Source organism: Streptomyces pseudovenezuelae, from assembly GCF_029892565.1.
Lineage (GTDB): Bacteria > Actinomycetota > Actinomycetes > Streptomycetales > Streptomycetaceae > Streptomyces > Streptomyces pseudovenezuelae_A.
On record NZ_JARXVH010000009.1, the window covers coordinates 210202 to 233231 of the forward strand.

A 23030-nucleotide genomic window follows, 5' to 3' on the forward strand; every position below is an offset into this window, starting at 1 on the left:
CACCCTCCCGGGGTCATCGGCCCGGATTCGGCCTTCCGCCGCTCAGCTCAGGGTCTTGAGGGCGACCGCGTCGTACGGCTTCAGTTCGTCGAAGCGGCCGGCGAGGATCTTCGACGCCCACTGCGGGTCCTGGAGCAGGGCACGGCCGACGGCGACCATGTCGTACTCCTCGCGCTCCAGCGCGTCCAGGAGGTCGTCGATGCCCTTGAGCGGGGCGCCCTCACCCTTGAAGCCCTTGAGGAAGTCGCCGTCGAGGCCGACCGAGCCGACGGTGATGGTGGGCTTGCCGGTGAGCTTCTTGGTCCAGCCGGCGAGGTTGAGGTCGGAGCCGTCGAACTCGGGGAGCCAGTAGCGGCGGGTGGAGGCGTGGAAGGCGTCGGCGCCGGCCGCGGCGAGGGGGGCCAGGATCGACTCCAGCTCCTCGGGGGTCTCGGCCAGACGGGCCTTGTAGACGTCCTGCTTCCACTGCGAGTAGCGGAAGATGATCGGGAACTCGGGGGAGACGGCCTCCCGGACCGCCCCGACGAGCTCCGCCGCGAACTTGGTACGGGCGACCGGGTCACCGCCGTAGGAGTCGGTACGGCGGTTGGTGCCGGCCCACAGGAACTGGTCGAGCAGGTAGCCGTGGGCGCCGTGCAGTTCGACCCCGTCGAAGCCGATCCGCTCGGCGGCGACCGCGGCCTCGACGAACGCGTCGATGACGTCGTCCAGGTCATCCTGGGTCATCGCCCTGCCGGTGGGCTCGGTGGCGCCGATCCGCAGGCCCGAGGGGCCGACCGCGGGGGCGTCGGCGTACGGCGGCTGGCCCTGCTCGCGCACCATGCCGATGTGCCACAGCTGCGGCACGATCCGCCCGCCCGCCGCGTGCACCGCGTCGGCGGCCTTCGCCCAGCCCGCCAGCTGCTCCTCGCCGTGGAACCGCGGGATGCGGTCGCTCTGCCCGGCCGACTCGTGTCCGACGTAGGTGCCCTCGGTGACGATGAGACCGACGCCCGCTCCGGCGCGGCGCGCGTAGTACGAGGCCACGTTCTCGCCGGGGATCCCGCCCGGGGAGAACTGGCGGGTCATCGGCGCCATCGCGATGCGGTTGGGGACGGTCAGGCCGTTGAGGGCGATCGGCCGGGAGAGGATCTCGGCCGCGCGGGAGGCGGAGGGGGACGTGGAGGTGTGGGCGGAGGCGGTCACGTGGGGGAACTCCTTGGGGGTACCGGATGGTATGTGCGTATGCATTGAACGTCGGTCAACGTTCAACACCCGCGCCGGTCGCCTCATTCCGGCCCGCCGGCGTCTCCCGCTGTGATCCATGCCACGTGACCGGGTACGTGATCCCGGACATGCCGAAGGGCGGCACCCCCTGTCGCCAGGAAGTGCCGCCCTCGGTAAGGACGTTGATCAACCAGAGGCCGATCAGAAGTCCATGTCACCGCCCGGCATGCCGCCACCGGCGCCCGCGCCGGCACCGGCCTTCTCCGGCTTGTCGGCGATGACGGCCTCGGTGGTGAGGAAGAGCGCGGCGATGGACGCGGCGTTCTGCAGGGCAGAGCGCGTGACCTTCGCCGGGTCGATGATGCCTTCGGCGATCATGTCGACGTACTCACCGGTGGCCGCGTTCAGACCCCAACCCACGGTCAGGTTGCGGACCTTCTCGACCACGACGCCGCCCTCGAGACCACCGTTGACGGCGATCTGCTTGAGCGGGGCCTCAAGGGCGAGCTTCACGGCGTTGGCGCCGGTCGCCTCGTCACCCGTCAGCTCCAGCTTCTCGAACACCGCGGAGGCCTGCAGCAGGGCCACGCCGCCACCGGCGACGATGCCCTCCTCGACGGCCGCCTTGGCGTTGCGCACGGCGTCCTCGATGCGGTGCTTGCGCTCCTTGAGCTCCACCTCGGTGGCAGCGCCGGCCTTGATGACCGCGACACCGCCGGCGAGCTTCGCCAGGCGCTCCTGCAGCTTCTCGCGGTCGTAGTCCGAGTCGCTGTTCTCGATCTCGGCGCGGATCTGGTTGACCCGGCCGCCCACCTGGTCCGAGGACCCGGCGCCGTCGACGATGGTGGTCTCGTCCTTGGTGATGACGACCTTGCGGGCGCGGCCCAGGAGGTCCAGGGACGCGTTCTCCAGCTTGAGGCCGACCTCCTCGGAGATGACCTCGCCGCCCGTGAGGATGGCGATGTCGCCGAGCATGGCCTTGCGACGGTCACCGAAGCCCGGGGCCTTGACGGCGACGGACTTGAAGGTGCCGCGGATCTTGTTGACGACCAGGGTCGACAGGGCCTCGCCCTCGACGTCCTCGGCGATGATCAGCAGCGGCTTGCCCGACTGCATGACCTTCTCCAGGAGCGGGAGCAGGTCCTTGACGGAGCCGATCTTGGAGTTGGCGATCAGGATGTAGGGGTCGTCGAGCGACGCCTCCATCCGCTCCATGTCGGTGGCGAAGTACGCCGAGATGTAGCCCTTGTCGAAGCGCATACCCTCGGTGAGCTCCAGCTCCAGACCGAAGGTCTGGGACTCCTCGACGGTGATGACGCCTTCCTTGCCGACCTTGTCCATCGCCTCGGCGATGAGCTCGCCGATCTGGGTGTCGGCGGCGGAGATGGAGGCCGTGGAGGCGATCTGCTCCTTGGTCTCGACATCCTTGGCCTGCTCGAGCAGGGCACCGGAGACGGCCTCGACGGCCTTCTCGATACCGCGCTTGAGGGCCATCGGGTTGGCGCCGGCGGCTACGTTGCGCAGACCCTCCTTGACGAGGGCCTGGGCGAGCACGGTCGCGGTGGTCGTACCGTCACCGGCGACGTCGTCCGTCTTCTTGGCGACTTCCTTGACCAGCTCGGCGCCGATCTTCTCGTACGGGTCCTCGAGCTCGATCTCCTTGGCGATGGAGACACCATCGTTGGTGATCGTGGGGGCGCCCCACTTCTTCTCGAGGACGACGTTGCGGCCCTTGGGGCCGAGCGTCACCTTCACGGCGTCCGCGAGCTGGTTCATGCCGCGCTCGAGGCCGCGCCGCGCCTCCTCGTCGAACGCGATGATCTTGGCCATGTGAAGTGGTCCCTCCAGGACTGGGGGTGATTCCTTCGGACCGCGCCCGCGCCCGCGACGGACGGCTCGCATGCCCCGTGGTTCCTTGCCCCACCTGGCCTGCGGGCCTCACCGACTCGGTCCTTCTTGTCACTCTCACCTTCAGAGTGCTAACGCCAATGATTAGCACTCGCCCCCTGCGAGTGCAAGCGGCTCTCGGGGATCGGGCAGGCGCCCGGGCCCCTCCACCACGCACGGCGAGGGGCCCGCACCCTGCCGGATGCGGACCCCTCGCCATGTGAAATGTTCAGGCGGTGACGCGAACCATGTCGGCCTGCGGGCCCTTCTGACCCTGCGAGATCTCGAACTCGACCCGCTGGCCCTCTTCCAGGGTGCGGTAGCCGTCCATCTGAATGGCGCTGTAATGGACGAAGACGTCCGCACCACCGTCGACCGCGATGAAGCCGTACCCCTTCTCCGCGTTGAACCACTTGACGGTGCCCTGAGCCATGCCTAACTCCCCTATTACTGGCCCTTGCACGGATCCACACTTCGCGGATCCGGGTCAGACCTCACCCCCCACGGATTGGGGGCGTGCGCCGGAACGCGTCGACCGCGGCCGAATGTATCCGTCCAACTGCCGTCTGCAACAGGTCAATCCGACGAGAATTCAGGGCACGACCGGTCGGGAATCTGCCGAGAATTCGCCAGAATTCAGGGCAAGTCGGGCTCCATAAAAGGCGCAAAACACACAAAAAACCTGCTTACTTTGGCTACTTCTTGTCGCCCGTGCAGCAGGTTTCCGGGGAGGCCGACCCGTAGATCGGCGGCGCGTTCCCCAACTGTACCTCGCTCAACCCCACTGAATTGCCCCCTCCGCTTCTCTCACGGAGGGGGCAATCAGATGAACTCTCGGTAATCGCTATTACCGACGGTAATTATCAGCCGTCGGCCGGCCGTGATCAGCCACCCGCGACAGCGGGGATGATCGAGACACCCGCACCGTCCGGGGTCACCGTCTCCAGCCCCTGCTCGAACCGCACGTCGTCGTCATTCACGTACACATTGACGAACCGCCGCAGCTTGCCCTGGTCGTCCAGCACGCGCGCGGCGATACCGGTGTGGTTCTTCTCCAGATCGGCGATGACCTCGCCGAGGGTCGCGCCCTCGGCCGTCACCTCCGCCTCGCCACCCGTGTAGGGACGCAGGATGGTCGGGATACGGACTTTGACGCTCATGATGCGAGGCCTGCCTCTCGGAAGGAGTCGAGGTTCGGGCGGATGGTGGCGGTCAGACCGGTACCGGCCACCGCGTCCAGGGTCTTGAGGCCGTCGCCGGTGTTCAGCACGACCGTGGTCTTGGTCGGGTCCAGCAGACCGTTCTCGATCAGCTTCTTCGCGACGCCGACGGTCACGCCACCGGCGGTCTCCGCGAAGATGCCCTCGGTCCGGGCCAGCAACTTGATGGCGTCGACGACCTGCTCGTCGTTGACATCCTCCACCGCACCACCGGTCCGGCGCGCGATGTCCAGGACGTACGGGCCGTCCGCCGGGTTGCCGATGGCCAGCGACTTGGCGATGGTGTTCGGCTTCTGGGGGCGGACCACGTCGTGGCCCGCCTTGTAGGCGACGGACACCGGCGAGCACCCCTCGGCCTGGGCACCGAAGATCTTGTACGGCTTGTCCTCGACGAGGCCGAGCTTGATCAGCTCCTGCAGCCCCTTGTCGATCTTCGTGAGCTGCGAGCCGGAGGCGATCGGCACGACGAGCTGGTCGGGGAGCTGCCAGCCGAGCTGCTCGCAGATCTCGTACGCCAGGGTCTTGGAACCCTCCGCGTAGTACGGCCGCAGGTTGACGTTGACGAAGCCCCAGCCCTCGCCGGCCGGGTCGCCGATCAGCTCGGAGCAGAAGCGGTTCACGTCGTCGTAGTTGCCCTCGATGCCGACGAGCTCGCCGCCGTAGATCGCGGCCATGACGATCTTGCCCTGCTCCAGGTCATGCGGGATGAACACGCAGGAGCGGAAACCGGCGCGCGCGGCGGCGGCACCCACCGCGCCGGCCAGGTTGCCGGTGGAGGAGCAGGAGAGGGTGGTGAAGTTGAAGGCACGGGCCGCTTCGATGGCCTGGGCGACTACGCGGTCCTTGAAGGAGTGCGTCGGGTTGCCCGAATCGTCCTTCACGAAGAGCTTGCCGGCGTCGACACCCAGCTCGCGCGCGAGGTTGTCGGCCTGGACGAGCTTGGTCCAGCCGGGGTTGATGTTCGGCTTGGTCGCCACGTCCGCGGGGACGGGCAGCAGCGGCGCGTAACGCCAGATGTTCGCGGGACCCGCTTCGATCCGCTTGCGGAGCTCCTCAGTGTCGTAGGCCGAGAAGTCGTACGCGATCTCGAGCGGGCCGAAACACTCCTCGCAGGCGAAGACCGGTCCGAGCGGTACCCGGTGGCCGCACTCACGGCAGGAGAGCGCCGCAGCCGGGCCGAGGTCTACGGTGGAGTCGGTGGTGCTTGCAACAGTCTGCACAGCCATGGAGGCGAGGCCCTTTCTCCTCATCTTCCTCACGACGCATCTCGCCGCGAGACGGATTTGGCACCTTCCCTAGCCGGGAGCCTCGCGTAACGATCAACACTGATCTACGAGACCGGCTGGAGGGTTGCCGGGGCTTCATCGGGCCGTATCCCTCTGCCCCTCTGGATGAGCGGTATGCGGTTGTATAAGCAGTTGTGGGTGCCGACGATCTCCGACATGCGATGGTCATCAGCGTTGTTCAAGACTGTAACCGAAGGCCAGGACAGTTGAGCTAGCCGTCCGAACCGCGAGATGGATCACACATGATCCACTCGCCGAGAGATCGCAGAGGAGCCGCGCACTGTGCTGAACGAAGTCGAGCGTTGGCTGAGCACCCGCTCCTGGTCCGTGACCGATCGCCCGCTCCACAAGATTCTGGCCGCGAAGCACCGCACGGGCCAGTCGGTCAGTGTCGTGCTGCCCGCGCTCAACGAGGAGGAGACCGTCGGCGACATCGTCGCCGTCATCCGTCACGACCTCATGCAGCAGGTCCCGCTCGTCGACGAGATCGTCGTCGTCGACTCGGGATCCACCGACCGCACCTCCGAGGTCGCCGCGGCGGCCGGCGCGAGGGTCGTCCACCGCGACGACATCCTGCCGCACATCCCGCCCGTGCCCGGCAAGGGCGAGGTGCTGTGGCGCTCGCTCCTGGTCACCACGGGCGACATCGTCTGTTTCATCGACGCCGACCTGAAGGAGTTCTCCTCGGACTTCGTCTCCGGCATCGTCGGCCCGCTGCTCACCGATCCCGGCATCGACCTCGTCAAGGCGATGTACGACCGCCCCCTCGGCGGCGCCGCGGGCCAGGGCGGCCGGGTCACCGAGCTGATGGCGCGCCCGCTGCTGAACATGCACTGGCCGCAGCTGGCCGGCTTCGTACAGCCGCTGGGCGGCGAGTACGCGGCCCGCCGCAGCCTGCTGGAACAGCTGCCGTTCCCGGTCGGGTACGGCGTCGAGCTGGGCATGCTGGTCGACGCCCTGCATCTGGTGGGCCTGGACGCACTGGCCCAGGTCGACGTCGGCGTGCGCAAGCACCGGCACCAGGACGGGCAGGCGCTGGGCCGCATGGCCGCCGCGATCTACCGCACCGCCCAGCTCCGGCTGGCCCGCGGGCACCTGATCCGCCCCTCACTGACCCAGTTCGAGCGGGGCGAGGACGGTTTCGAGCCGCGCACCTACTCCGTGGACACGGAGGAGCGGCCGCCGATGGTGGAGATCGCGGAGTACGCGCAGCGCAAGGTCGCCTGACGACAGCAGGTCACATGCCGTATACGGCCTGCTAGCGCGTGCACTCACACGTTTGAGCGTTTCCCGGCCGGGCTAGGTTGTGGCGTATGGCTTCCACGCAGGGCGCTGCCCAGGTATTGGTCGCGTCCAACCGCGGCCCGGTCTCCTACGACGTCCAGGAGGACGGCTCGCTGGCCGCCCGGCGCGGTGGCGGCGGGCTGGTCTCCGGTCTGTCGGCGATCGGGCCGGACGCGGGCGCGCTGTGGGTGTGCTCGGCGCTGTCCGAGGGCGACCGCGAGGCCGTGCGGCGCGGGGTCGGCGAGGACGGCGTGCGGATGCTCGCCATCCCGGCCGACGTGCACGCGGACGCGTACAACGGCATCGCCAACTCGGTGCTGTGGTTCGTGCACCACATGCTGTACCAGACGCCGCTGGAGCCGGTCTTCGACGCGGAGTTCCGGCGCCAGTGGGCGTCGTACGAGACGTACAACCGCGCGTTCGCCGAGGCGCTGGCCGAGGAGGCGGGCGAGGGTGCGGCGGTGCTGGTGCAGGACTACCACCTGTGTCTGGTCCCCGGGATGCTCCGCGAGCTCCGCCCCGACCTGCGGATCGGGCACTTCTCGCACACGCCGTGGGCGCCGGTGGACTACTTCCGGATGCTGCCCGACGACATCCAGGCGCGGCTGATGGAGGGCATGCTCGGGGCGGACCGGGTGGCGTTCCTGACCTGGCGGTGGGCGACGGCGTTCCAGGAGTGCGCGGGTGCGGTCGACCCCGACCGCTGGCTCTCCACCTGGCCGTCGGGCGCCCCGCGGGCCATCGAGCACGTTCAGAAGGACGGGACCACCCACCAGGAGCGGATCACTCGCCGGACGCTCATCGGTGTCCACGGCCTCGGTGCCGACGCCGAGTTCCTGCACGCCCGCTCGCACGAGGCGGACGTCGAGGAGCGGATGGCGGCTCTGCGCGAGGAGATCGGCGAGGGCCGCAGGACGATCGTCCGGGTGGACCGGACCGAGCTGTCGAAGAACATCGTGCGCGGGCTGCTGGCGTACCGGCAGCTGCTCGACGACCACCCCGAGTGGCGGGAGCGGGTCGTGCACGTGGCCTTCGCCTACCCCTCGCGGCAGGACCTCGCCGTGTACCGCGACTACACCGCCGAGGTGCAGCGGGTCGCGGACGAGATCAACTCCGAGTACGGGACGCCCGGTTGGACGCCCGTCGTGCTGCACGTCAAGGACGACTTCGCCCGCTCGCTGGCCGCGTACCGGCTCGCCGACGTGGCCCTCGTCAACCCCATCCGGGACGGCATGAACCTCGTCGCCAAGGAGGTGCCCGTCGTCTCCGACGAGGGGTGCGCGCTGGTGCTCTCCCGGGAGGCGGGTGCCTTCCAGGAGCTGGGCAAGGACGCGATCGTGGTGAATCCGTACGACGTGATCGGGACGGCGCGCGCACTGCACGAGGCGTTGTCGATGCCGGTGGAGGAACGGGCGGAGCGGACCAAGCGGTTGGCGGCAGCGGCGACCGCGCTGCCGCCGGCGCAGTGGTTCCTTGAGCAGTTGGAAGCGCTGCGGGATCAGGCGAGCTGAGCCGCCAGCGCCCGCAGCAGTCGTACGACTCCCTCAGGACCGTCCACCACCAGGTCCGCCCGCTCCCTGAGTTCCGTCACCTCGTCGCTGCCGCTGCACACCAGGAGGCCGGGGATGCCGTCGGAGCGGAGTTTGTCGACGGCGGCGAAGGCGGGGAGGTCACCCAGGTCGTCGCCGGCGAAGAGGACGGCCTCGGCGGAGAGTTGGCGGACGTGTTCGAGGAGGGCGACGCCCTTGTCCATGCCCGGGGGGCGCAACTCCAGGACCAGGCGGCCGGGTTCGACGACGAGGCCGTGGCGGGTGGCGAGGTCGGTGAGGGGTTCGCGCAGGGCCTCGAAGGCGGCCTGGGGGTCGGCGGCGCGGCGGGTGTGGACGGCGACCGCGCGGCCCTTCTCCTCGATCCAGGTGCCCTGCCAGGCGCCGATGCCGTCGAGGAACCCGGGCAGCTCGGCGCGGACGGCGGCCACGCCGGGGTGCTGGGCGGGGGCGCTGACCTCGCCGGTGGCCGCGTCCCAGCGCTCGGCGCCGTAGTGGCCGAGGACGACCAGGTGCTCAAGCCCCGGCACGCCCGCGAAACCGCCGTGCCGGACCGCGACGCCGGCCGGGCGGCCGGTGACCACGGCGACGGAGGCGATCTTCGGCGCGAGCGCGGCCAGCGCGGTCACCGCGCCGGGGTGGGCGCGGGCCTGTTCGGGGTCCGGCACGATCGGGGCGAGGGTGCCGTCGAAGTCGAGGCCTACGACCGTCGCGGCCGGCCGTCGCAGGATCGCGGCGAGTCCGTCACGGCCGGCCTGCGTGGCCGGGGTCGGCAGGGGGTCCATGGAGTGCGTCGAGTCCGTGTCCGAAGGGGTGCCCATACGGTGACCCTAACCGGGCGGGGCGGGACGCACCCATGGCTCAGCGCTCCGACCGGCGCCGGTCCCTGACCCGTCTCAGTCTGTTCACCGTGACCGGGTCGTGGGCGAGGGCCCGCTCGTCGTCCAGGAGGGCGTTGAGCAGCTGGTAGTAGCGGACCGGGGCCAGGTCCAGCTCCTCCCGTATCGCCCGCTCCTTGGCGCCGGGGCCCGCGAACCCCCGGCGCTCCAGGGCGAGGACGGCCCGCTCACGCTCCCCCAGCTGCTCGTGCTCCATGAACCCAACGGTAGGCCCCGCCACTGACAACGCGAGCCATCCGCGGAACCCCCGCCCCGGCTACTGCTTGTTGTCCTCCTTGGCCGCCGTCGACTCCAGCCGGCTCAGGACCGTCGAGGGGTTGGCGCCGGGGGCGACCGCCTTGCCTATGTCCTTCTTGACGGCCGCGCTGACCGTGGACCAGGAGGTCTTGCCGACCGGGTAGAGCTCGGACTGCGGCAGTTCCTGAAGGAACGGCTTGAGGTCGGTGTCCTGGTCGGCCGTGGCCATCACCTCGGAGGCGGAGTTGGTGACCGGCAGCAGGTCGTACTCGCGGGAGAAGGCGAGCACGTTCTTCTCGCTGTAGACGAAGTCGAGGAAGTCGCCGACCTGTTCGGCGTGACCGCCCTGCTTGAAGGCCGTCATCCAGTCGGCGACGCCCATGGAGTACTTGGTCTGGCCGCTCACCCCGGGCATCGGCACCATGCCGAACTTCACGCCCTTCTTCTCGGCGATCTTCATCAGCGAGGGGTGCCCGTTGAGCATGCCGACGTCACCGGAGGCGAAGGCCGAGAAGGCGGCGGCGCGGTTGAGCTTGCCGGGCGCGACGGGACCGGTCAGCCCCTTGTCGACCAGGTCGTCCTTGAGCCAGGTGAAGGTGTCGACGTTCTCGGCGGAGTCCAGCGCGTAGGTGCCGAAGCTGTCGGTGTAGCCGCCCCCGCCGCTGAGCACCCACTGCATGGTCTCGGCCTGCGCCTCCTCCGGACCGAGCGGCAGGGCGTACGGGTATTTCACACCCCGCTCCTTGAGCGCAGCCGCGTCGGCGGCGAGCTGGGCCCAGGTCTTCGGCGCGGTGAGACCGGCATCCTTGAAGAGGGTCTTGTTGTAGAAGAGCAGCCGCGTGGAGGCGGCGAACGGCATGCCGTACTGCACGTCCTTGACCTGCCCCGCGGTGGCGAACTGCGCGGCGAAGTCGGCCTGCGTGCGGATGGAGAGCAGATCGTCGGCCTGGTAGAGCAGACCGGCGTCCGCGTAGTCGGCGTACGCGCCGATCTGCGCCATGTCGGGGGCCTTGCCGGCGTCGACCAGTTCCTTGACCTTGCGGTCGACGTCGTTCCAGGAGTAGACGCTGACCTCGACCTGCACGCCGGAGTGCGTGTTCTCGTACTCCTTGACCAGCTGGTCCCAGTACTTCTGCGAACTGTTGGCGGTCGAGTCGCCGTAGTCCGCGGCGACGAGTCTCAGGGTGACGTCCCCGGAGTCCCCGGTCAGGCCACAACCGGCGAGTACCGCCGTCATGCCCAGCGCGGAGCCCACCGCGATCGTCCCTGTCCTGCGCCCCTGGCGCTCTTGCCGCCGCTGCACTGCCTTGCTCCAACCCTGCTGTCTCGCCGTTCAATAAATGGACCCAATAGGTCTACACCACGTAAGTGGACTAGACCTCTCGCGGGTCGGGGCGTCACACTGTCCCCCGTGAGACATGTCATCGCCCTCGACGTGGGCGGCACCGGGATGAAGGCCGCCTTGGTCGGCGCGGACGGCGCACTGCTCCACCGGGCCCGCCGGGCGACCGGGCGCGAGCGCGGTCCCGACGCGGTCGTCGAGGGCATCCTCGACTTCGCCGCCGAACTGCGCGCGTACGGCGCCGAACACCTCGGCGAGCCCGCCGCCGCCGGTCTCGCCGTCCCCGGCATAGTCGACGAGCCGGGCGGCATCGCCGCCTACTCCGCCAACCTCGGCTGGCGGGACGTACCCCTGCGCGACCTGCTGGCCGCACGGCTCGGCGGCGTCCCGGTCGCCCTCGGCCACGACGTGCGCACCGGCGGACTCGCCGAGGGCCGGATCGGCGCCGGCCAGGGCGCCGACCGCTTCCTCTTCGTCCCCCTCGGCACCGGCATCGCGGGCGCCATCGGCATCGCGGGCCGGGTCGAGGCGGGCGCCCACGGCTTCGCCGGCGAGATCGGCCACATCGTCGTCCGCCCCGGCGGCACCCCCTGCCCCTGCGGCCAGATCGGCTGCCTGGAGCGGTACGCGTCCGCGGCGGCGGTCAGCGAGGCATGGGCAGCGGCCACGGGGAACCCCGACGCGGACGCGGCCGACTGCGCGAAGGCCGTAGAGGCCGGGGACTCGAACGCCGTACGGGTCTGGCAGGACGCCATCGACGCCCTGGCCGACGGCCTCGTCACCGCTCTCACCCTGCTGGATCCGCGCACGCTGATCATCGGTGGCGGCCTGGCGGAGGCGGGGGAAACGTTGTTCACACCGTTGCGGGACGCCGTCCGGCAACGGGTCACCTTCCAGAAACTGCCGTCCATCGTCCCGGCGGCCCTGGGCGACACAGCGGGATGCCTGGGTGCGGGCCTGCTGGCCTGGGATCTCCTGGACTCATCCGACCGTACGGAGGTAACCGCCTGATGGACAACGTCCCAGGGGCGCGGGGAACTGCGCGATCAGCCACCCTCGACGCGAGGCCCGCATCCGGCCGCGCGCCCCACATCCTGTCCGGCGCCGACGTGGTCCTCCCCACCGGAACGGTCAAAGCCGGCCGCGTAATCATCGACGGCCCCCGAATCGCCGGCAGCGCACCGGAGAACGCCCAGGTCACCGACGTATCCGGCCACTGGCTAGTACCCGGCTTCGTCGACATCCACAACCACGGCGGCGGCGGAGCCTCCTTCACCTCCGGCACGATCGAGGACGTCCTCAAGGGCATCCACACCCACCGCCTGCACGGCACGACGACCCTGGTCGCCTCGACCGTCACAGGCGACATGGACTTCCTGGCCCAACGCGCGGGCCTCCTCTCGGAGTTGGCCGAGCAGGGCGACCTCGCCGGGATCCACTTCGAGGGCCCGTTCATCTCGCCGTGCCGCAAGGGCGCCCACTCCGAGGCACTCCTGCGCGACCCGGACCCGGCGGACGTGCGCAAGCTGGTCGACGCGGCGCGCGGCCAGGCGAGGATGGTCACCCTCGCCACCGAACTGCCCGGCGGCCTCGACTCCGTACGCCTGCTCGCCGAACACGGCGTCATCGCGGCGATCGGCCACACGGACGCGACGTACGAGCAGACGGTCGAGGCGATCGACGCGGGCGCGACCGTGGCCACGCACCTGTTCAACGCGATGCCGCCGCTCGGCCACCGCGACCCCGGTCCGATCGTCGCCCTGCTCGAAGACCCCCGGATCACCGTCGAGTTGATCAACGACGGTACGCATCTCCACCCGGCCTCCCTGGAGTTGGCGTTCCATCACGCGGGCGCGGGCCGGGTCGCGTTCATCACGGACGCGATGGACGCGGCGGGCTTCGGCGACGGGCGTTACATGCTCGGCCCGTTGGAGGTCGAGGTCAGTGAGGGTGTGGCGCGGCTGGTGGAGGGCGGTTCGATCGCGGGGTCGACGCTGACGCTGGACCGCGCGTTCAAGCGGGCGGTGACGATCGACAAGCTCCCCGTCGAGGACGCGGTCGCCGCGCTCTCGGCCAACCCGGCCCGGCTGCTGGGGGCTTACGGCGAGATCGGCTCCCTGGAACCCGGCAAGTACGCCGACCTGGTCCTTCTCGACCATCATTTCGACCTCAAGGGCGTCATGCGGCGCGGCGAATGGGTGGTCGATCCCCAACTGGGTTGATCTGTCCTGCTGTTGAGGTGGCGGCCGTCCTGGAACACTGGGGCGGCCGCTGTCCATGTGCGCCTTCTCCGGGGGAGGTCGGCCCAGGTGATCCTCACGGTCACGCTGAACACCGCTCTCGACATCACCTATCGCGTACGGGGTCTGCGCCCGCACGCCTCCCACCGGGTCACCGAGGTGATCGAACGGCCGGGCGGCAAGGGCCTGAACGTGGCCCGCGTGCTCGCGGCCCTGGGCCACGAGGTGACGGTCACCGGCTTCGCGGGCGGCGCCACCGGACGGGTCGTACAGGAGCAACTCACCGCCACCGCGGGGGTCGTGGTCGCGCTGCTGCCGGTGGCCGGAGCGACCCGGCGCACGATCGCCGTCGTGGACCAGACCAGCGGCGACACGACCCAGCTCAACGAGCCCGGCCCGACGGTCACTTCGGCCGAGTGGTCCGCCTTCCAGGAGGCCTACGAGGATCTGCTGCGCGGGGTCTCGGCGGTGGCGCTGTGCGGGAGTCTGCCGCCGGGGGTGCCGGTGGGGGCGTACGCCGGGCTGGTGCGGACGGCGAGGGCGGCCGGGGTACCGGTGCTGCTCGACACCAGCGGGGAGCCGCTGCGCCGCGGGGTCGCCGCCCGCCCCGACATCGTCAAGCCGAACGCCGAGGAACTGGCCGAACTCACCGGCTCCCACGAGCCGTTGCGGGCCACGCAGGACGCCCGCAGGCGCGGCGCCCGGGCCGTGGTGGCCTCACTGGGCGCGCAGGGCCTGCTGGCGGTCGCTCCGGAGGGCCGCTGGCGCGCCACCCCACCCGCCCGGGTGCACGGCAACCCGACCGGCGCCGGCGACTCGGCGGTCGCGGGCCTGCTCTCGGGCCTGGTCGAACAACTCCCATGGCCGGACCGCCTGTCCCGCGCGATCGCCCTGTCGTCGGCGACCGTACTGGCGCCGGTGGCGGGCGAGTTCGACCGGGGGGCGTACGAGGAGTTGCTGGGGCGGGTGGCGGTTACGAAAGAGGCCTGCGTGGCATGACCGCCCGCTTCTTTCCGCTCTTTTCCGCAACCCCTGTACACGCTGCTACTGGTCGACGTTCTCCGTCACGGAGAACTGGTCGAGCAGGGCGTTGCACTTGTTGCCCTGCTGGCAGGAGAGCTGAATCGTGTTGGTGCCCTTGTTCAGGGAGACCTGGGCCCAGGTGGTCTGCCAGTTCTTCTCGAAGTCCTTGCCAACTCCGCCGAAGTTCTTCATGTTCAGCGGCCGGTCGCTGGCCTTGCCGTTGACCGTCAGCGTCCCGTCGGCATCTTCGTCGGCGATGCTGTAGCGGACGTAGACCCGGTAGGTGCCGGACTTCTCGATGCCGTTGACCGTCCAGGTGACCGAGGCGCCGACCTGGTTGAAGCCCTGTACGTAGACGCCGCCGTCGGACTCGGCGCCCTTCACGTCGGACGCGGTGCTCGTGCCGCCGTCCAGGCGCATCGTCTTCACGTCGCTCTTCGGAAGGTCGGCCGCCGCTGCCGACGAGGTCGACGCGCTCGGCTCCGAGCTCTGGGACGTGGACGGATTCGCCGACGCGTCACCCCCCGCCTTGTCGTCCGAGGAGTTGCCGTTCATCATCGCGATGCCGATGCCGATGACGACCGCGGCGACCACCGCGATCGCGCCGATCAGCAGGCCCTTGGTGTTGGGCCCGCGACCCCGGCCACCGCCGCCGCCGTCGCTGCGGAAGGACTGCTGCTGGGTGCTGGGGGCGCCGCCCGGGAAGGTCTCCGGCGCCGCGTAGTGCGAGTTCGGCTGGTTGTAGGTGCCCGGCTGCTGCGGGACCTGGGCGTACGGAGCGGTCGCGGCGGCCGGGGCCTGCTGCTGGCCGTACTGCCGCTGACCGACGGCCCGCTGGCGGTTGACCGAGTTCGGGTAGCCGTAGCCACCACCGGACGGCGGTTGGGCCCCCTTGGCCTGTCCGTCGGCGTAGAGGTAGCCGAACGGGTCGTCGTCCTCGGGCGTACTGGCGCCGTTGTTGCCGGACGTCATCCCTAGGTACTCCTCAGCGGTGCGGGTCGGATGCGATACGTGTAGTCAGAATGGCGAGCCTACCCGCTCCAGATGGCCCAAACGGGTGACTCGGATCGCATCGCCTCGCGGACCTGGCCCCTGACCTGGAGATCATCCCGCCCGTCTGTGCTGTTTGGGACGAGATCGTTTCTCTACGTACATCCGCTCGTCAGCGGACTTCAACACCTCGTCCGCGGTCATGCCGCAGTGCGCCCACCCGATGCCGAAGCTGGCACCCACGCGCATGGCGCGGCCGTCGACGCGGATGGGCTGGATGATCTCGTTGCGCAGCCGTACGGCCAGGTCCTGGGCGTCGGCGCGGCCGAGGCCGTCGGCCAGGACGACGAACTCGTCGCCGCCGAGCCGGGCCACGGTGTCGCCGTCGCGCACGCCCCGGGACAGCCGCCGGGCGACCTCGATGAGAACCGCGTCACCCGAGTTGTGCCCGAACCGGTCGTTGATCGACTTGAAGCCGTCGAGGTCGCAGAAGAGGACCGCGAGTCCCTTGCTGCCGTCGTCCCGATCGCCCTCGCCCTCGGGGGCGACGGTGTGCACGTGGTGGTCGAAACCGTCGAAACCGTCCAGTGCGGCGGACCCGCCGATGACCTCAAGGCCGCCGCCGGGCCGGTAGTCGAAGCCGTGCCCGTTGGCGTCGTAGGCCGGATGACCGTAGGCCGCGTCCAGGGTCTCCAGGGCGCCGGGTGTGGTGGCGCGCTGACAGAGGCGGCTGGAGAGGCGGGAGCGCAGCTCGGCCGAGTTCGGCAGGCCGGTGAGGGAGTCGTGGGAGGCGCGGTGGGCGAGCTGCAGCTCGCGGCGCTTGCGCTCCTCTATCTCCTCAACGTGGGTGAGCAGGAAGCGCGGGCCGTCGGCGGCGTCCGCGACGACCGAGTTGCGGAGGCTGGCCCAGACATAGGTGCCGTCACGGCGGCCGAGTCTCAGCTCGGCGCGACCGCCCTCGGCGGAGGTCCTCAGGAGCGTGCCGATGTCCTCGGGGTGGACCAGGTCGGAGAAGGCGTAGCGGCGCATCGCGGAGGCGGGGCGGCCCAGCAGGCGGCACAGGGCGTCGTTGGTGCGGAGGATCCGGCCGTGCTGGTCGCCGCCCATCTCGGCGATGGCCATGCCCGAGGGGGCGTACTCGAAGGCCTGCCGGAAGCTCTCCTCGCTGGCCCGCAGCGCCTGCTGCTCCCTTTCGAGCCTGACCAGCGCGCGCTGCATGTTGGCCCGCAGACGCGCGTTACTGATCGCTATCGCGGCCTGGAACGCGTACATCTGGAGCGCTTCGCGACCCCAGGCGCCCGGCCGGCGGCCGTTGCGCGGCCGGTCCACGGAGAGCACGCCGATCAGTTCGCCGCACGCGCCCCCGGGCACGCCCGGCGTGAACAGGGGCGCGAAGAGCCGGTCGGAGGGGTGCCACTCGTCCTCGAAGCGGGGCGCGGGCCCGTCCGTGTACCACTGCGGTACGTCGTCGTCGTCGAGGATCCAGCCCTCGGTGTGCGGGATGAAGACCAGGTCGCCCCAGTGCTCACCCATGCCCAGCCGGCGCTCCCAGGAGTCGCGCGAGCCGACCCGGCCGGTGATCAGCGCCTCGGCCGCGGGGTTGCCCGCGAAAGCGGCGACCACGAGGTCGCCGTCGGGGCGGACCAGGTTGACGCACGCCAGCTCGTAGCCGAGGCCGTTCACGACTCCGTCGGCCACGGTCTGCAGGGTGTCCGCCAGGCTGCGCGCGGTGTTCATGTCGGCCATGACCTGGTGAAGTTGTCGCAGGGACGCAAGGCGGACGTAGGGTTCCGACTCGGTTTCCATGATCGCCCTCCCCCCGAGTCCTCGCAGCGAATCAAGGGTGCTCATCGGCGTATCGGTCTGGCAGCTTTCCCCGCCACTGAATCACAGCGCGCTGCCCACTCGGTACACAGGGTCAACAATTAATACCCCTTGTGACTCAAGTCACAGCTAAACATGAACAATTGAGTGGGGTTTCTGCGTTTTCCCTGTGCGTTCGCTGAACGCAATGTTTGTACGTATGTGAAGGTCCCTGTCACTCATCCGTCGCCGGTGCGACATTGGTCCTAGGACCCGTCTCGGACCGAGGCCCGATGTGCCGCGCGCAGGGAGGACATTAGCGTTTCGTACGTGCCGAACACTCCCCCTGCCACGTCCCCGCCCGTCCCCCTGCCCGCCGCCCGGCATCCTGAGGGCGTGAGCAATGACGAGTTCCGCGCCGCCATGTCCCGGCTGACCGCGGGCGTGGTGCTGGTGACCGCACAGGAGCCTTCGCTGGACCCCGACGACCCGTCGGCGCCGCCGGGCGAGGACGTCGGCATGACGGCCACCGCGTTCCTGTCGGTGTCCCTGGAGCCGCCCCTGGTCCTGGTGAGCGTGCGCGAGGGCTCCCGCATGGACGACCTGCTCGCCGAGCAGGACCTGTGGGCGGTCTCGGTCCTCTCCGAGAGCCAGCGCCATATCGCCGGCCGGTTCGCCATGAAGGGCCGCATCAGCGACCGCCTGCTCTTCGAGGACATCCCCTACACCCGCGGCAAGGCCACCGACGCCCCCTTGGTGGGCGGCGCCCTGGCCACCTTGGAGTGCCGGACGGAACAGCGGATCACGTCCGGCGACCACACCCTGGTGATCGGCCGCGTCCTGACGGCGTCCGTACCGAGCGCGGACGGGGGCCCGCTGGCCTACTTCCGGGGGCGATACCGGCAGTTGGGGTGAGCGGCGCAGGCTTGTTCCGCAGCCGGGGTGAGCACGTAAATTCCATGGCACGCGCGCGTGGGGCCCGCCTAGGGTGCGCGCATGGCGACGACGACACCCGGACCGCACCTCGAAGAGATCACCCCGCGCACCTTCGGGGCCGCGACCGGCATCCGGGTCCGCCCCGACCAGGAGTTCGCCGTCTCCCCGGTGATGCAGTCGCTCGCCGAGGCGTACGTCCATCCCGCCGGGGTCGCCTGGCCGCGGCTGATCGTCGACGGCGAGCGCCCGGTCGGCTTCCTCATGGCGTTCTTCGACATCGACTGGCACACCGACGGCAGCCTCTTCCGCTCCGGCCTGTGGCGCCTGAACATCGCCGCAGACGAACAGGGCCGTGGATTCGGCCGGTTCGCCGTGGAGTCCGTCGCCGCCGAGATCCGCCGCCGGGACGGCAAGGAGCTGTACGTCACCTGGCACCCCGGCGAGAACGGCCCGGAGAACTTCTACCTCGGCCTCGGCTTCCGCCCCAACGGGGAGCTGTCCGAGGGCGAGACGGTGGGCGTGCTGGACCTCACCTAGCGGACTGCGGATCAGCGGAGCCTGACGTCGAGGCGGGCCACCCGGTCGGGGTCGGTCACGATGTCGATCACGGCGATCCGGTCCCGTACGAAGGTGAAGGTCAGCGCGCGTTCCACGTGGTCGTCGACGAACGCGGCGATGCCCGGGACGCCGTCGACCAGCGCGAGCCGCGTCACGCGTGCGTAGCGCCCGTAGCTCGTCGCGCCCTTGGCCACCGCCGCCGCACCCGTGGTCACCCCGGTGTCGGCACGCGCGATGACGTCGGGGTCGAGCAGTTCGACCAGCGCCTCGAAGTCGCCCTCCCGCGTGGCCGCCAGGAACGCGTCCACGACCTGCCACTGCCGGGCCCGGCGGGCCTGTTCGGCACCGGGAGCCTCGGCGCCCCGCACCCGGCGCCGGGCCCTGCTGGCCAGCTGCCGCGCCGCCACCGGGGAGCGCCCCACGATGGTCCCGATCTCCTCGTACGACACCCCGAACAGGTCGTGCAGCACGAACGCGAGCCGCTCGGGCGGGGTCAGCGTCTCCAGTACGACGAGCAGCGCGACGCCCACCGAGTCGGCGAGCAGTGTGTCCTGCTCGGGGTCGGCGGCCACGGCCGGCATAGGCGCGTCGGCCTCCAGCGGCTCCTCCGCGCGGGACCTGCGCGAGCGCAGCATGTCCAGGCAGACCCGGCCCACGACGGTCGTCAGCCAGCCCCCGAGGTTCTCCACCTGCCGGGCATCGGTACGCCCGAGCCGGAACCACGCCTCCTGCACCGCGTCGTCGGCCTCGGCGAGCGAGCCGAGCATGCGGTGGGCGACCGCGCGCAGATGATTTCGGTGTGACTCGAATCTCAGGGCGAGGAATTCTCTTTCCGCCGCGTTTCTGTCGGGTCCACCAAGAGATTCATTCGCGTCCATAGCCACAGCCCCTTGCCCCCGGTCGGGTATCCGTCGTCGTCATCGACATGACGGACGGGACGCGGGCGATGTGACAAAGGACGTTCTACGACTTCGGCTTACGGGGGCCGCGCCGGAGCCGTCAGCCCCAGTTCCGCCCGGTGCGGCCCTGCTTGGTGTCGGAGCGCTGCTTCTTCTCGCGCAGGCGGCGTTCGTTGATCCCGCGCGGGATACGGGTGGCCCGGCGCGGCTTGGGCGGCGGGGCGGTGGCCTCGGCGAGCAGCGCGGCCAGCCGTACGGCAGCGGTCTCGCGGTTGCGCCACTGGGACCGGTGCTCGGAGGAACGGACGCTGATCACACCGTCGACGAGCCGCCCGGCCAGCCGCTCCAGCGCGCGTGCCTTCCACACCTCGGGCAGCGACTCGGTCTTGGCGAGGTCGAACCGGAGCTCCACCTGGGAGTCGCTGGTGTTGACGTGCTGCCCGCCGGGTCCGGAGGAGCGCGAGAAACGCCAGATGAGCTCGGCCTCGGGGAGCGAGACGGAGCCGCGGATGGCATAGGGACCGGACATGACTCCATGGTCGCGGCTCTGTCCGGTCCACGTCACCCGGTTTTCACGGACAGGCCGCCGAACGGTTGGTAAAAAAGGTAAAGGGGTGCGGAACCTTGGGGACCCCCCGCGGCGTTCATACGGGTGACGGTAGCTTCGTCCACAGTGCGAAGCCCGTACGACGTAACGAGGGAAGGGACTCCCAACAATGGCTGTAAGCCTGTCCAAGGGTGGCAACGTCTCGCTCACCAAGGAGGCCCCGGGCCTGACGGCCGTCACCGTGGGCCTCGGCTGGGACGTCCGCACCACCACCGGCACGGACTTCGACCTCGACGCCTCGGCGATCGCGGTCAACCCGCAGGGCAAGGTCTACTCGGACGGTCACTTCGTCTTCTTCAACAACAAGCAGACCCCGGACCAGACCATCGTCCACACCGGCGACAACCGCACGGGTGAGGGCGACGGCGACGACGAGGCGATCAACGTCAACCTGGCGGGCCTCCCGGCCGACGTCGAGAAGATCGTCTTCCCGGTCTCCATCTACGACGCCGAGAACCGCTCGCAGAACTTCGGCCAGGTCCGCAACGCCTACATTCGCATCATCAACCAGGCAGGCGGCGTCGAGATCGCCCGCTACGACCTCTCGGAGGACGCGGCCACGGAGACGGCCATGGTCTTCGGCGAGCTCTACCGCAGCGGCGCCGAGTGGAAGTTCCGCGCCGTCGGCCAGGGCTACGCCTCGGGCCTGGTGGGCATCGCGCAGGACTTCGGCGTCAGCGTCTGACACCCTTCGCCGCCGCTGAGCCGCGCCGCCTCTCAGCTGCGCAGGCTTTGAGCTGAGTTGAACCGGAGCCCCCTGGTCACCATGACCGGGGGCTCCGGTCGTTTTCCGTGCCCTTGGGGGAGGCTGGGCCACCTCCACCGGAACCCGGCGGACCGTGCTCCGGTGGAACCGTGCTCCGGTGCGACGGGACGCCTTTCCCAAGGAACACATGATTGAAAGAACCCTCACCAAGCCCCACCCAAGGCCCCAAGGTGCAGGTCACCCGCGCGAGTGAACATCACCAACTCAGCTGGATTCGGGGCCGGTTGCCTGCCTTACAGCCGGCGCAACACCACCGCAGACATGCGACGGCCCTCGCCGGGACTGCAATCCCATGCGAGGGCCTGACCACCGAGGAAGAAAAGGCTTCCCGATGGACACCCAAAACCCTAGCGCGCCGCCGCACGCCCAGTCCCGTATCACGGGCAACAACCACCCGATCCGGCACCCTCACACCGGCGGGGGTTTGATCCACGACCACACCCGCCACAACACCCGTTTCACGGTGATCGGCAACCACCTCACCCAGCACGAGAAGCTGTCGCTCCTGGCCATCGGCCTGGGCGCACACATCCAGTCGCTGCCACCAGGTGCCCGAGCCGACATCAAGACCCTCACCGCCCACTTCCCCGAGGGCTCGACCCGCATCGCCGCCGCACTACGGGAGTTGGAAACCCACGGCTACCTCCGCCGCACCCGCGAACTCGTCCCCGACGGCCGCATCATCACCCGCACCATCTCCTGCAACCAACCCCGCCACCACGCCACTTCCCACACCCCCCAGGCGACCCCACCCCACAAGAAACGAGCACCCCGCAAGGCACTCCCACCCGTACCGCACCCGGCCTACCCCGCCCCCACCCTCATCCAACAGGCCACGGACCTCCTCGCCGACCTCCACCGCCACGACCCCCGCCTCCTCCTCTCCACCTGCGACACAGCCCACCTGGCCCAAGGCGTCGCCGCCTGGCTCCAACGCGACATCACCCCAACCGCCCTACGCCACACCCTCACCACCGACCTGCCACCCGAAGCACTACGACGCCCCGCCGCCCTCCTCGCCCACCGCCTCACCGCCCAACTCCCACCCCCACCCCCCTTCCGCGCCCCAGCGCCCGGCCGCTGCCGCCACTGCCGATCAGATCTCCTCCGGACGATCTCCACGGACAATCTGCCGCGCTACCGGGACACCGAAAAACGCGGCCTCATGAATTCCCACAGCCCTATGGGGCGACGAAGGTTTTGATCAACGCCCGGAAGCGTTCGACCTCCTCGCGGTCGCGCAGGAATTCGCGGAATCCGTTCAGTGAGGTGTTGTATTCGGTAATTCGCTGCCGGCCGCCGGGAGGCGTGACGTCGCGGCGAGTGGGCCACTGGAATCCCGTGCTCTGTCGTTCCACGGTCAGCTGCCACGCGATATAGAGCTTCGCGGCCGCCGGGTGGCTCGCCTTTCGGAAGATCGCCGCCGTTTGCGGCCAGCTCATGAACTGGTCCGTCCGCGGTACGACGTAGCGAAGGGGCTGCCCCGGGACGGGTAGGAACGGCGCGAGGCTGGAGAGACTCGCGGTGCGCCGGCCGCTGACCGTCGACGCTATGGCCACCCCTCCGTTCGCGACGATCAGCGGGTTCTGCTCCATGAACTGCTCCATGTACCGCAGCCCGTACTTCTGCGTCACCAGGTAGAACGCGAACAGGATGGCGTCTTCCGAGGTGGGGTCCGGAACCGCGATCTTGTCGCGGAACGCGGACGCCAGAAAGTCACTGGCGTCTCTGGGCGCCTCGGCCTCGGTGAGGAGGTCGCTGTTGCTGACGCGGCCGAAGGAACGGCCCAGGAGGCCGATGTAGGCGTAGTCGGAGTCCCGGTACTGCGAGAACACCGCTCGTACAGGGTCTGCAGCTGAGCGACGTCCGGCTCCAGACCGCCGAGGGCCAACTGCCGATTGATCAGAGCGCTTTACACAGGGCTGTAGCGGACGGTGAAGACGGCGTCGATTCCGGGAAAGGCGGTGACGAACGCCTGGCGGGTCGCGGCCTCCTGATTGGGAGAACTACCGCCCGCCCACACGACAAGCTTGCCGCCCTCGTCGAGCGCGTCCTGGTACAGCTGCTGCAGATACTCAGCCGAATCACCGCTCACCGCGGCCGGCGCCGCGAAAGCGCCGTTCTGCGTGAATGCCGCGACGCCCACGCCCACCGCGCCGGCCGCAGCGTATTTGAGGATGCCACGTCGGCCTATACCACGCGTCACCGAATCAGAAATGTTCAATGTGCGCTCCGTTGGGTTGGGCGTCTTCGTTGACGTGAATACCCTGACACGGCATCGCCGACCTGAGAGCCGATGA

General features: G+C 69.7%; 23 protein-coding genes and 1 riboswitch. Of the genes, 9 read left to right on the forward strand and 14 right to left on the reverse strand.

Going from position 1 to position 23030, the window contains the following annotated elements; translation table 11 throughout:
• Window positions 1-42 precede the first annotated feature (42 nt).
• The 5 genes from M2283_RS28530 to thrC form a co-directional block, all read right to left on the reverse strand.
• Window positions 43-1185 (reverse strand): NADH:flavin oxidoreductase, encoded by a 1143-nt coding sequence (locus M2283_RS28530; RefSeq protein WP_280879279.1) that lies wholly within the window; start codon window positions 1183-1185, stop codon window positions 43-45.
• 222 nt (window positions 1186-1407) lie between these two features.
• Window positions 1408-3036 carry a chaperonin GroEL gene (groL, locus tag M2283_RS28535; protein ID WP_280879280.1) on the reverse strand — a complete coding sequence of 543 codons (1629 nt, stop codon included), beginning with the start codon at window positions 3034-3036 and terminating at the stop codon, window positions 1408-1410.
• A 286-nt stretch (window positions 3037-3322) separates the two neighbouring features.
• On the reverse strand, window positions 3323-3526 hold the full coding sequence (locus tag M2283_RS28540; RefSeq protein ID WP_004986573.1) for a cold-shock protein: 204 nt from the start codon (window positions 3524-3526) through the stop codon (window positions 3323-3325).
• Between the two features lie 451 nt (window positions 3527-3977).
• Entirely contained in the window at window positions 3978-4253 is a 276-nt protein-coding gene (locus M2283_RS28545) for a MoaD/ThiS family protein (RefSeq protein ID WP_124004081.1), read from the reverse strand.
• A complete protein-coding gene (gene thrC, locus M2283_RS28550) occupies window positions 4250-5539 on the reverse strand; it encodes a threonine synthase (RefSeq protein ID WP_280879281.1) in 1290 nt (429 codons plus the stop codon). Before thrC ends, M2283_RS28545 begins: the two co-directional genes overlap by 4 nt.
• A 17-nt stretch (window positions 5540-5556) precedes the next feature.
• A riboswitch (SAM riboswitch) is annotated at window positions 5557-5711 on the reverse strand.
• 170 nt (window positions 5712-5881) lie between these two features.
• Between thrC and M2283_RS28555 the strand changes: the two genes are divergently transcribed.
• Window positions 5882-6826, forward strand: a complete 945-nt coding sequence (locus tag M2283_RS28555) for a glucosyl-3-phosphoglycerate synthase (protein WP_280879282.1) — start codon at window positions 5882-5884, stop codon at window positions 6824-6826.
• 86 nt (window positions 6827-6912) lie between these two features.
• Window positions 6913-8394, forward strand: coding sequence for an alpha,alpha-trehalose-phosphate synthase (UDP-forming) (locus M2283_RS28560; RefSeq protein ID WP_280879283.1), 1482 nt, complete (start codon window positions 6913-6915; stop codon window positions 8392-8394).
• Here M2283_RS28560 and otsB read toward each other — a convergent pair.
• Genes otsB through M2283_RS28575 form a run of 3 tightly spaced genes read right to left on the reverse strand, consistent with a single transcriptional unit; the run spans window position 8382 to window position 10803 of the window.
• Window positions 8382-9251: a trehalose-phosphatase gene (otsB, locus tag M2283_RS28565; RefSeq protein ID WP_280879284.1), complete on the reverse strand. Its 870-nt coding sequence runs from the start codon at window positions 9249-9251 to the stop codon at window positions 8382-8384. The genes M2283_RS28560 and otsB overlap by 13 nt on opposite strands.
• A gap of 40 nt (window positions 9252-9291) precedes the next feature.
• Window positions 9292-9525: a DUF3263 domain-containing protein gene (locus M2283_RS28570; protein ID WP_280879285.1), complete on the reverse strand. Its 234-nt coding sequence runs from the start codon at window positions 9523-9525 to the stop codon at window positions 9292-9294.
• A 60-nt stretch (window positions 9526-9585) separates the two neighbouring features.
• Window positions 9586-10803 (reverse strand): ABC transporter substrate-binding protein, encoded by a 1218-nt coding sequence (locus M2283_RS28575; RefSeq protein ID WP_280879457.1) that lies wholly within the window; start codon window positions 10801-10803, stop codon window positions 9586-9588.
• Window positions 10804-10977: 174 nt separating this feature from the next.
• Here M2283_RS28575 and M2283_RS28580 point away from each other — a divergent pair, with 174 nt between their 5' ends.
• The 3 genes from M2283_RS28580 to M2283_RS28590 all read left to right on the forward strand — a co-directional run bounded on the left by M2283_RS28580 (window position 10978) and on the right by M2283_RS28590 (window position 14147).
• On the forward strand, window positions 10978-11919 hold the full coding sequence (locus tag M2283_RS28580) for an ROK family protein (RefSeq protein ID WP_280879286.1): 942 nt from the start codon (window positions 10978-10980) through the stop codon (window positions 11917-11919).
• Window positions 11919-13130: an N-acetylglucosamine-6-phosphate deacetylase gene (gene nagA, locus M2283_RS28585; protein WP_280879287.1), complete on the forward strand. Its 1212-nt coding sequence runs from the start codon at window positions 11919-11921 to the stop codon at window positions 13128-13130. Before M2283_RS28580 ends, nagA begins: the two co-directional genes overlap by 1 nt.
• Before the next feature lie 87 nt (window positions 13131-13217).
• On the forward strand, window positions 13218-14147 hold the full coding sequence (locus M2283_RS28590; RefSeq protein ID WP_280879288.1) for a 1-phosphofructokinase family hexose kinase: 930 nt from the start codon (window positions 13218-13220) through the stop codon (window positions 14145-14147).
• Between the two features lie 45 nt (window positions 14148-14192).
• On the opposite strand, the gene M2283_RS28595 is transcribed toward M2283_RS28590, so the two are convergent.
• Window positions 14193-15143, reverse strand: a complete 951-nt coding sequence (locus M2283_RS28595) for a carbohydrate-binding protein (protein WP_280879289.1) — start codon at window positions 15141-15143, stop codon at window positions 14193-14195.
• Window positions 15144-15275: 132 nt separating this feature from the next.
• The gene (gene cdgB / locus M2283_RS28600; protein ID WP_280879290.1) at window positions 15276-16967 is read right to left on the reverse strand and encodes a diguanylate cyclase CdgB; all 1692 of its coding nucleotides are present in this window, start codon (window positions 16965-16967) and stop codon (window positions 15276-15278) included.
• A gap of 327 nt (window positions 16968-17294) precedes the next feature.
• Between cdgB and M2283_RS28605 the strand changes: the two genes are divergently transcribed.
• Both M2283_RS28605 and M2283_RS28610 read left to right on the forward strand, forming a co-directional pair.
• Window positions 17295-17879, forward strand: coding sequence for a flavin reductase family protein (locus tag M2283_RS28605; RefSeq protein WP_432423135.1), 585 nt, complete (start codon window positions 17295-17297; stop codon window positions 17877-17879).
• Window positions 17880-17960: 81 nt separating this feature from the next.
• Window positions 17961-18437 carry a GNAT family N-acetyltransferase gene (locus M2283_RS28610; RefSeq protein WP_280879291.1) on the forward strand — a complete coding sequence of 159 codons (477 nt, stop codon included), beginning with the start codon at window positions 17961-17963 and terminating at the stop codon, window positions 18435-18437.
• Window positions 18438-18448: 11 nt separating this feature from the next.
• Here the strand turns inward: M2283_RS28610 and M2283_RS28615 are convergent, their stop codons facing one another.
• Window positions 18449-19336 carry a sigma-70 family RNA polymerase sigma factor gene (locus M2283_RS28615; RefSeq protein ID WP_280879292.1) on the reverse strand — a complete coding sequence of 296 codons (888 nt, stop codon included), beginning with the start codon at window positions 19334-19336 and terminating at the stop codon, window positions 18449-18451.
• Between the two features lie 121 nt (window positions 19337-19457).
• Window positions 19458-19886 (reverse strand): alternative ribosome rescue aminoacyl-tRNA hydrolase ArfB, encoded by a 429-nt coding sequence (arfB, locus tag M2283_RS28620; RefSeq protein WP_280879293.1) that lies wholly within the window; start codon window positions 19884-19886, stop codon window positions 19458-19460.
• Between the two features lie 187 nt (window positions 19887-20073).
• Here arfB and M2283_RS28625 point away from each other — a divergent pair, with 187 nt between their 5' ends.
• Window positions 20074-20649 (forward strand): TerD family protein, encoded by a 576-nt coding sequence (locus M2283_RS28625; RefSeq protein ID WP_280879294.1) that lies wholly within the window; start codon window positions 20074-20076, stop codon window positions 20647-20649.
• Between the two features lie 412 nt (window positions 20650-21061).
• The gene (locus M2283_RS28630) at window positions 21062-21934 is read left to right on the forward strand and encodes a helix-turn-helix domain-containing protein (RefSeq protein ID WP_280879295.1); all 873 of its coding nucleotides are present in this window, start codon (window positions 21062-21064) and stop codon (window positions 21932-21934) included.
• On the opposite strand, the gene M2283_RS28635 is transcribed toward M2283_RS28630, so the two are convergent.
• Together M2283_RS28635 and M2283_RS28640 are read right to left on the reverse strand one after the other, a co-directional pair.
• Entirely contained in the window at window positions 21912-22565 is a 654-nt protein-coding gene (locus tag M2283_RS28635; RefSeq protein WP_280879296.1) for an ABC transporter substrate-binding protein, read from the reverse strand. The two genes, M2283_RS28630 and M2283_RS28635, sit on opposite strands and share 23 nt — an antisense overlap.
• Window positions 22566-22642: 77 nt before the next feature.
• Window positions 22643-22954 (reverse strand): twin-arginine translocation signal domain-containing protein, encoded by a 312-nt coding sequence (locus M2283_RS28640; RefSeq protein WP_280879297.1) that lies wholly within the window; start codon window positions 22952-22954, stop codon window positions 22643-22645.
• Window positions 22955-23030 lie beyond the last annotated feature (76 nt).

Coding starts and splice junctions, on each gene's coding strand:
- otsB (WP_280879284.1), bottom strand. CDS start 9,251: ATGGGCACCCCTTCGGACACGGACTCGACGCACTCCATGGACCCCCTG.
- groL (WP_280879280.1), bottom strand. CDS start 3,036: ATGGCCAAGATCATCGCGTTCGACGAGGAGGCGCGGCGCGGCCTCGAG.
- M2283_RS28595 (WP_280879289.1), bottom strand. CDS start 15,143: ATGACGTCCGGCAACAACGGCGCCAGTACGCCCGAGGACGACGACCCG.
- M2283_RS28545 (WP_124004081.1), bottom strand. CDS start 4,253: ATGAGCGTCAAAGTCCGTATCCCGACCATCCTGCGTCCCTACACGGGT.
- M2283_RS28570 (WP_280879285.1), bottom strand. CDS start 9,525: ATGGAGCACGAGCAGCTGGGGGAGCGTGAGCGGGCCGTCCTCGCCCTG.
- M2283_RS28575 (WP_280879457.1), bottom strand. CDS start 10,803: ATGACGGCGGTACTCGCCGGTTGTGGCCTGACCGGGGACTCCGGGGAC.
- thrC (WP_280879281.1), bottom strand. CDS start 5,539: ATGGCTGTGCAGACTGTTGCAAGCACCACCGACTCCACCGTAGACCTC.
- nagA (WP_280879287.1), top strand. CDS start 11,919: ATGGACAACGTCCCAGGGGCGCGGGGAACTGCGCGATCAGCCACCCTC.
- M2283_RS28560 (WP_280879283.1), top strand. CDS start 6,913: ATGGCTTCCACGCAGGGCGCTGCCCAGGTATTGGTCGCGTCCAACCGC.
- M2283_RS28630 (WP_280879295.1), top strand. CDS start 21,062: ATGGACACCCAAAACCCTAGCGCGCCGCCGCACGCCCAGTCCCGTATC.
- M2283_RS28615 (WP_280879292.1), bottom strand. CDS start 19,336: ATGGACGCGAATGAATCTCTTGGTGGACCCGACAGAAACGCGGCGGAA.
- M2283_RS28540 (WP_004986573.1), bottom strand. CDS start 3,526: ATGGCTCAGGGCACCGTCAAGTGGTTCAACGCGGAGAAGGGGTACGGC.
- M2283_RS28610 (WP_280879291.1), top strand. CDS start 17,961: ATGGCGACGACGACACCCGGACCGCACCTCGAAGAGATCACCCCGCGC.
- M2283_RS28625 (WP_280879294.1), top strand. CDS start 20,074: ATGGCTGTAAGCCTGTCCAAGGGTGGCAACGTCTCGCTCACCAAGGAG.
- arfB (WP_280879293.1), bottom strand. CDS start 19,886: ATGTCCGGTCCCTATGCCATCCGCGGCTCCGTCTCGCTCCCCGAGGCC.
- cdgB (WP_280879290.1), bottom strand. CDS start 16,967: ATGGAAACCGAGTCGGAACCCTACGTCCGCCTTGCGTCCCTGCGACAA.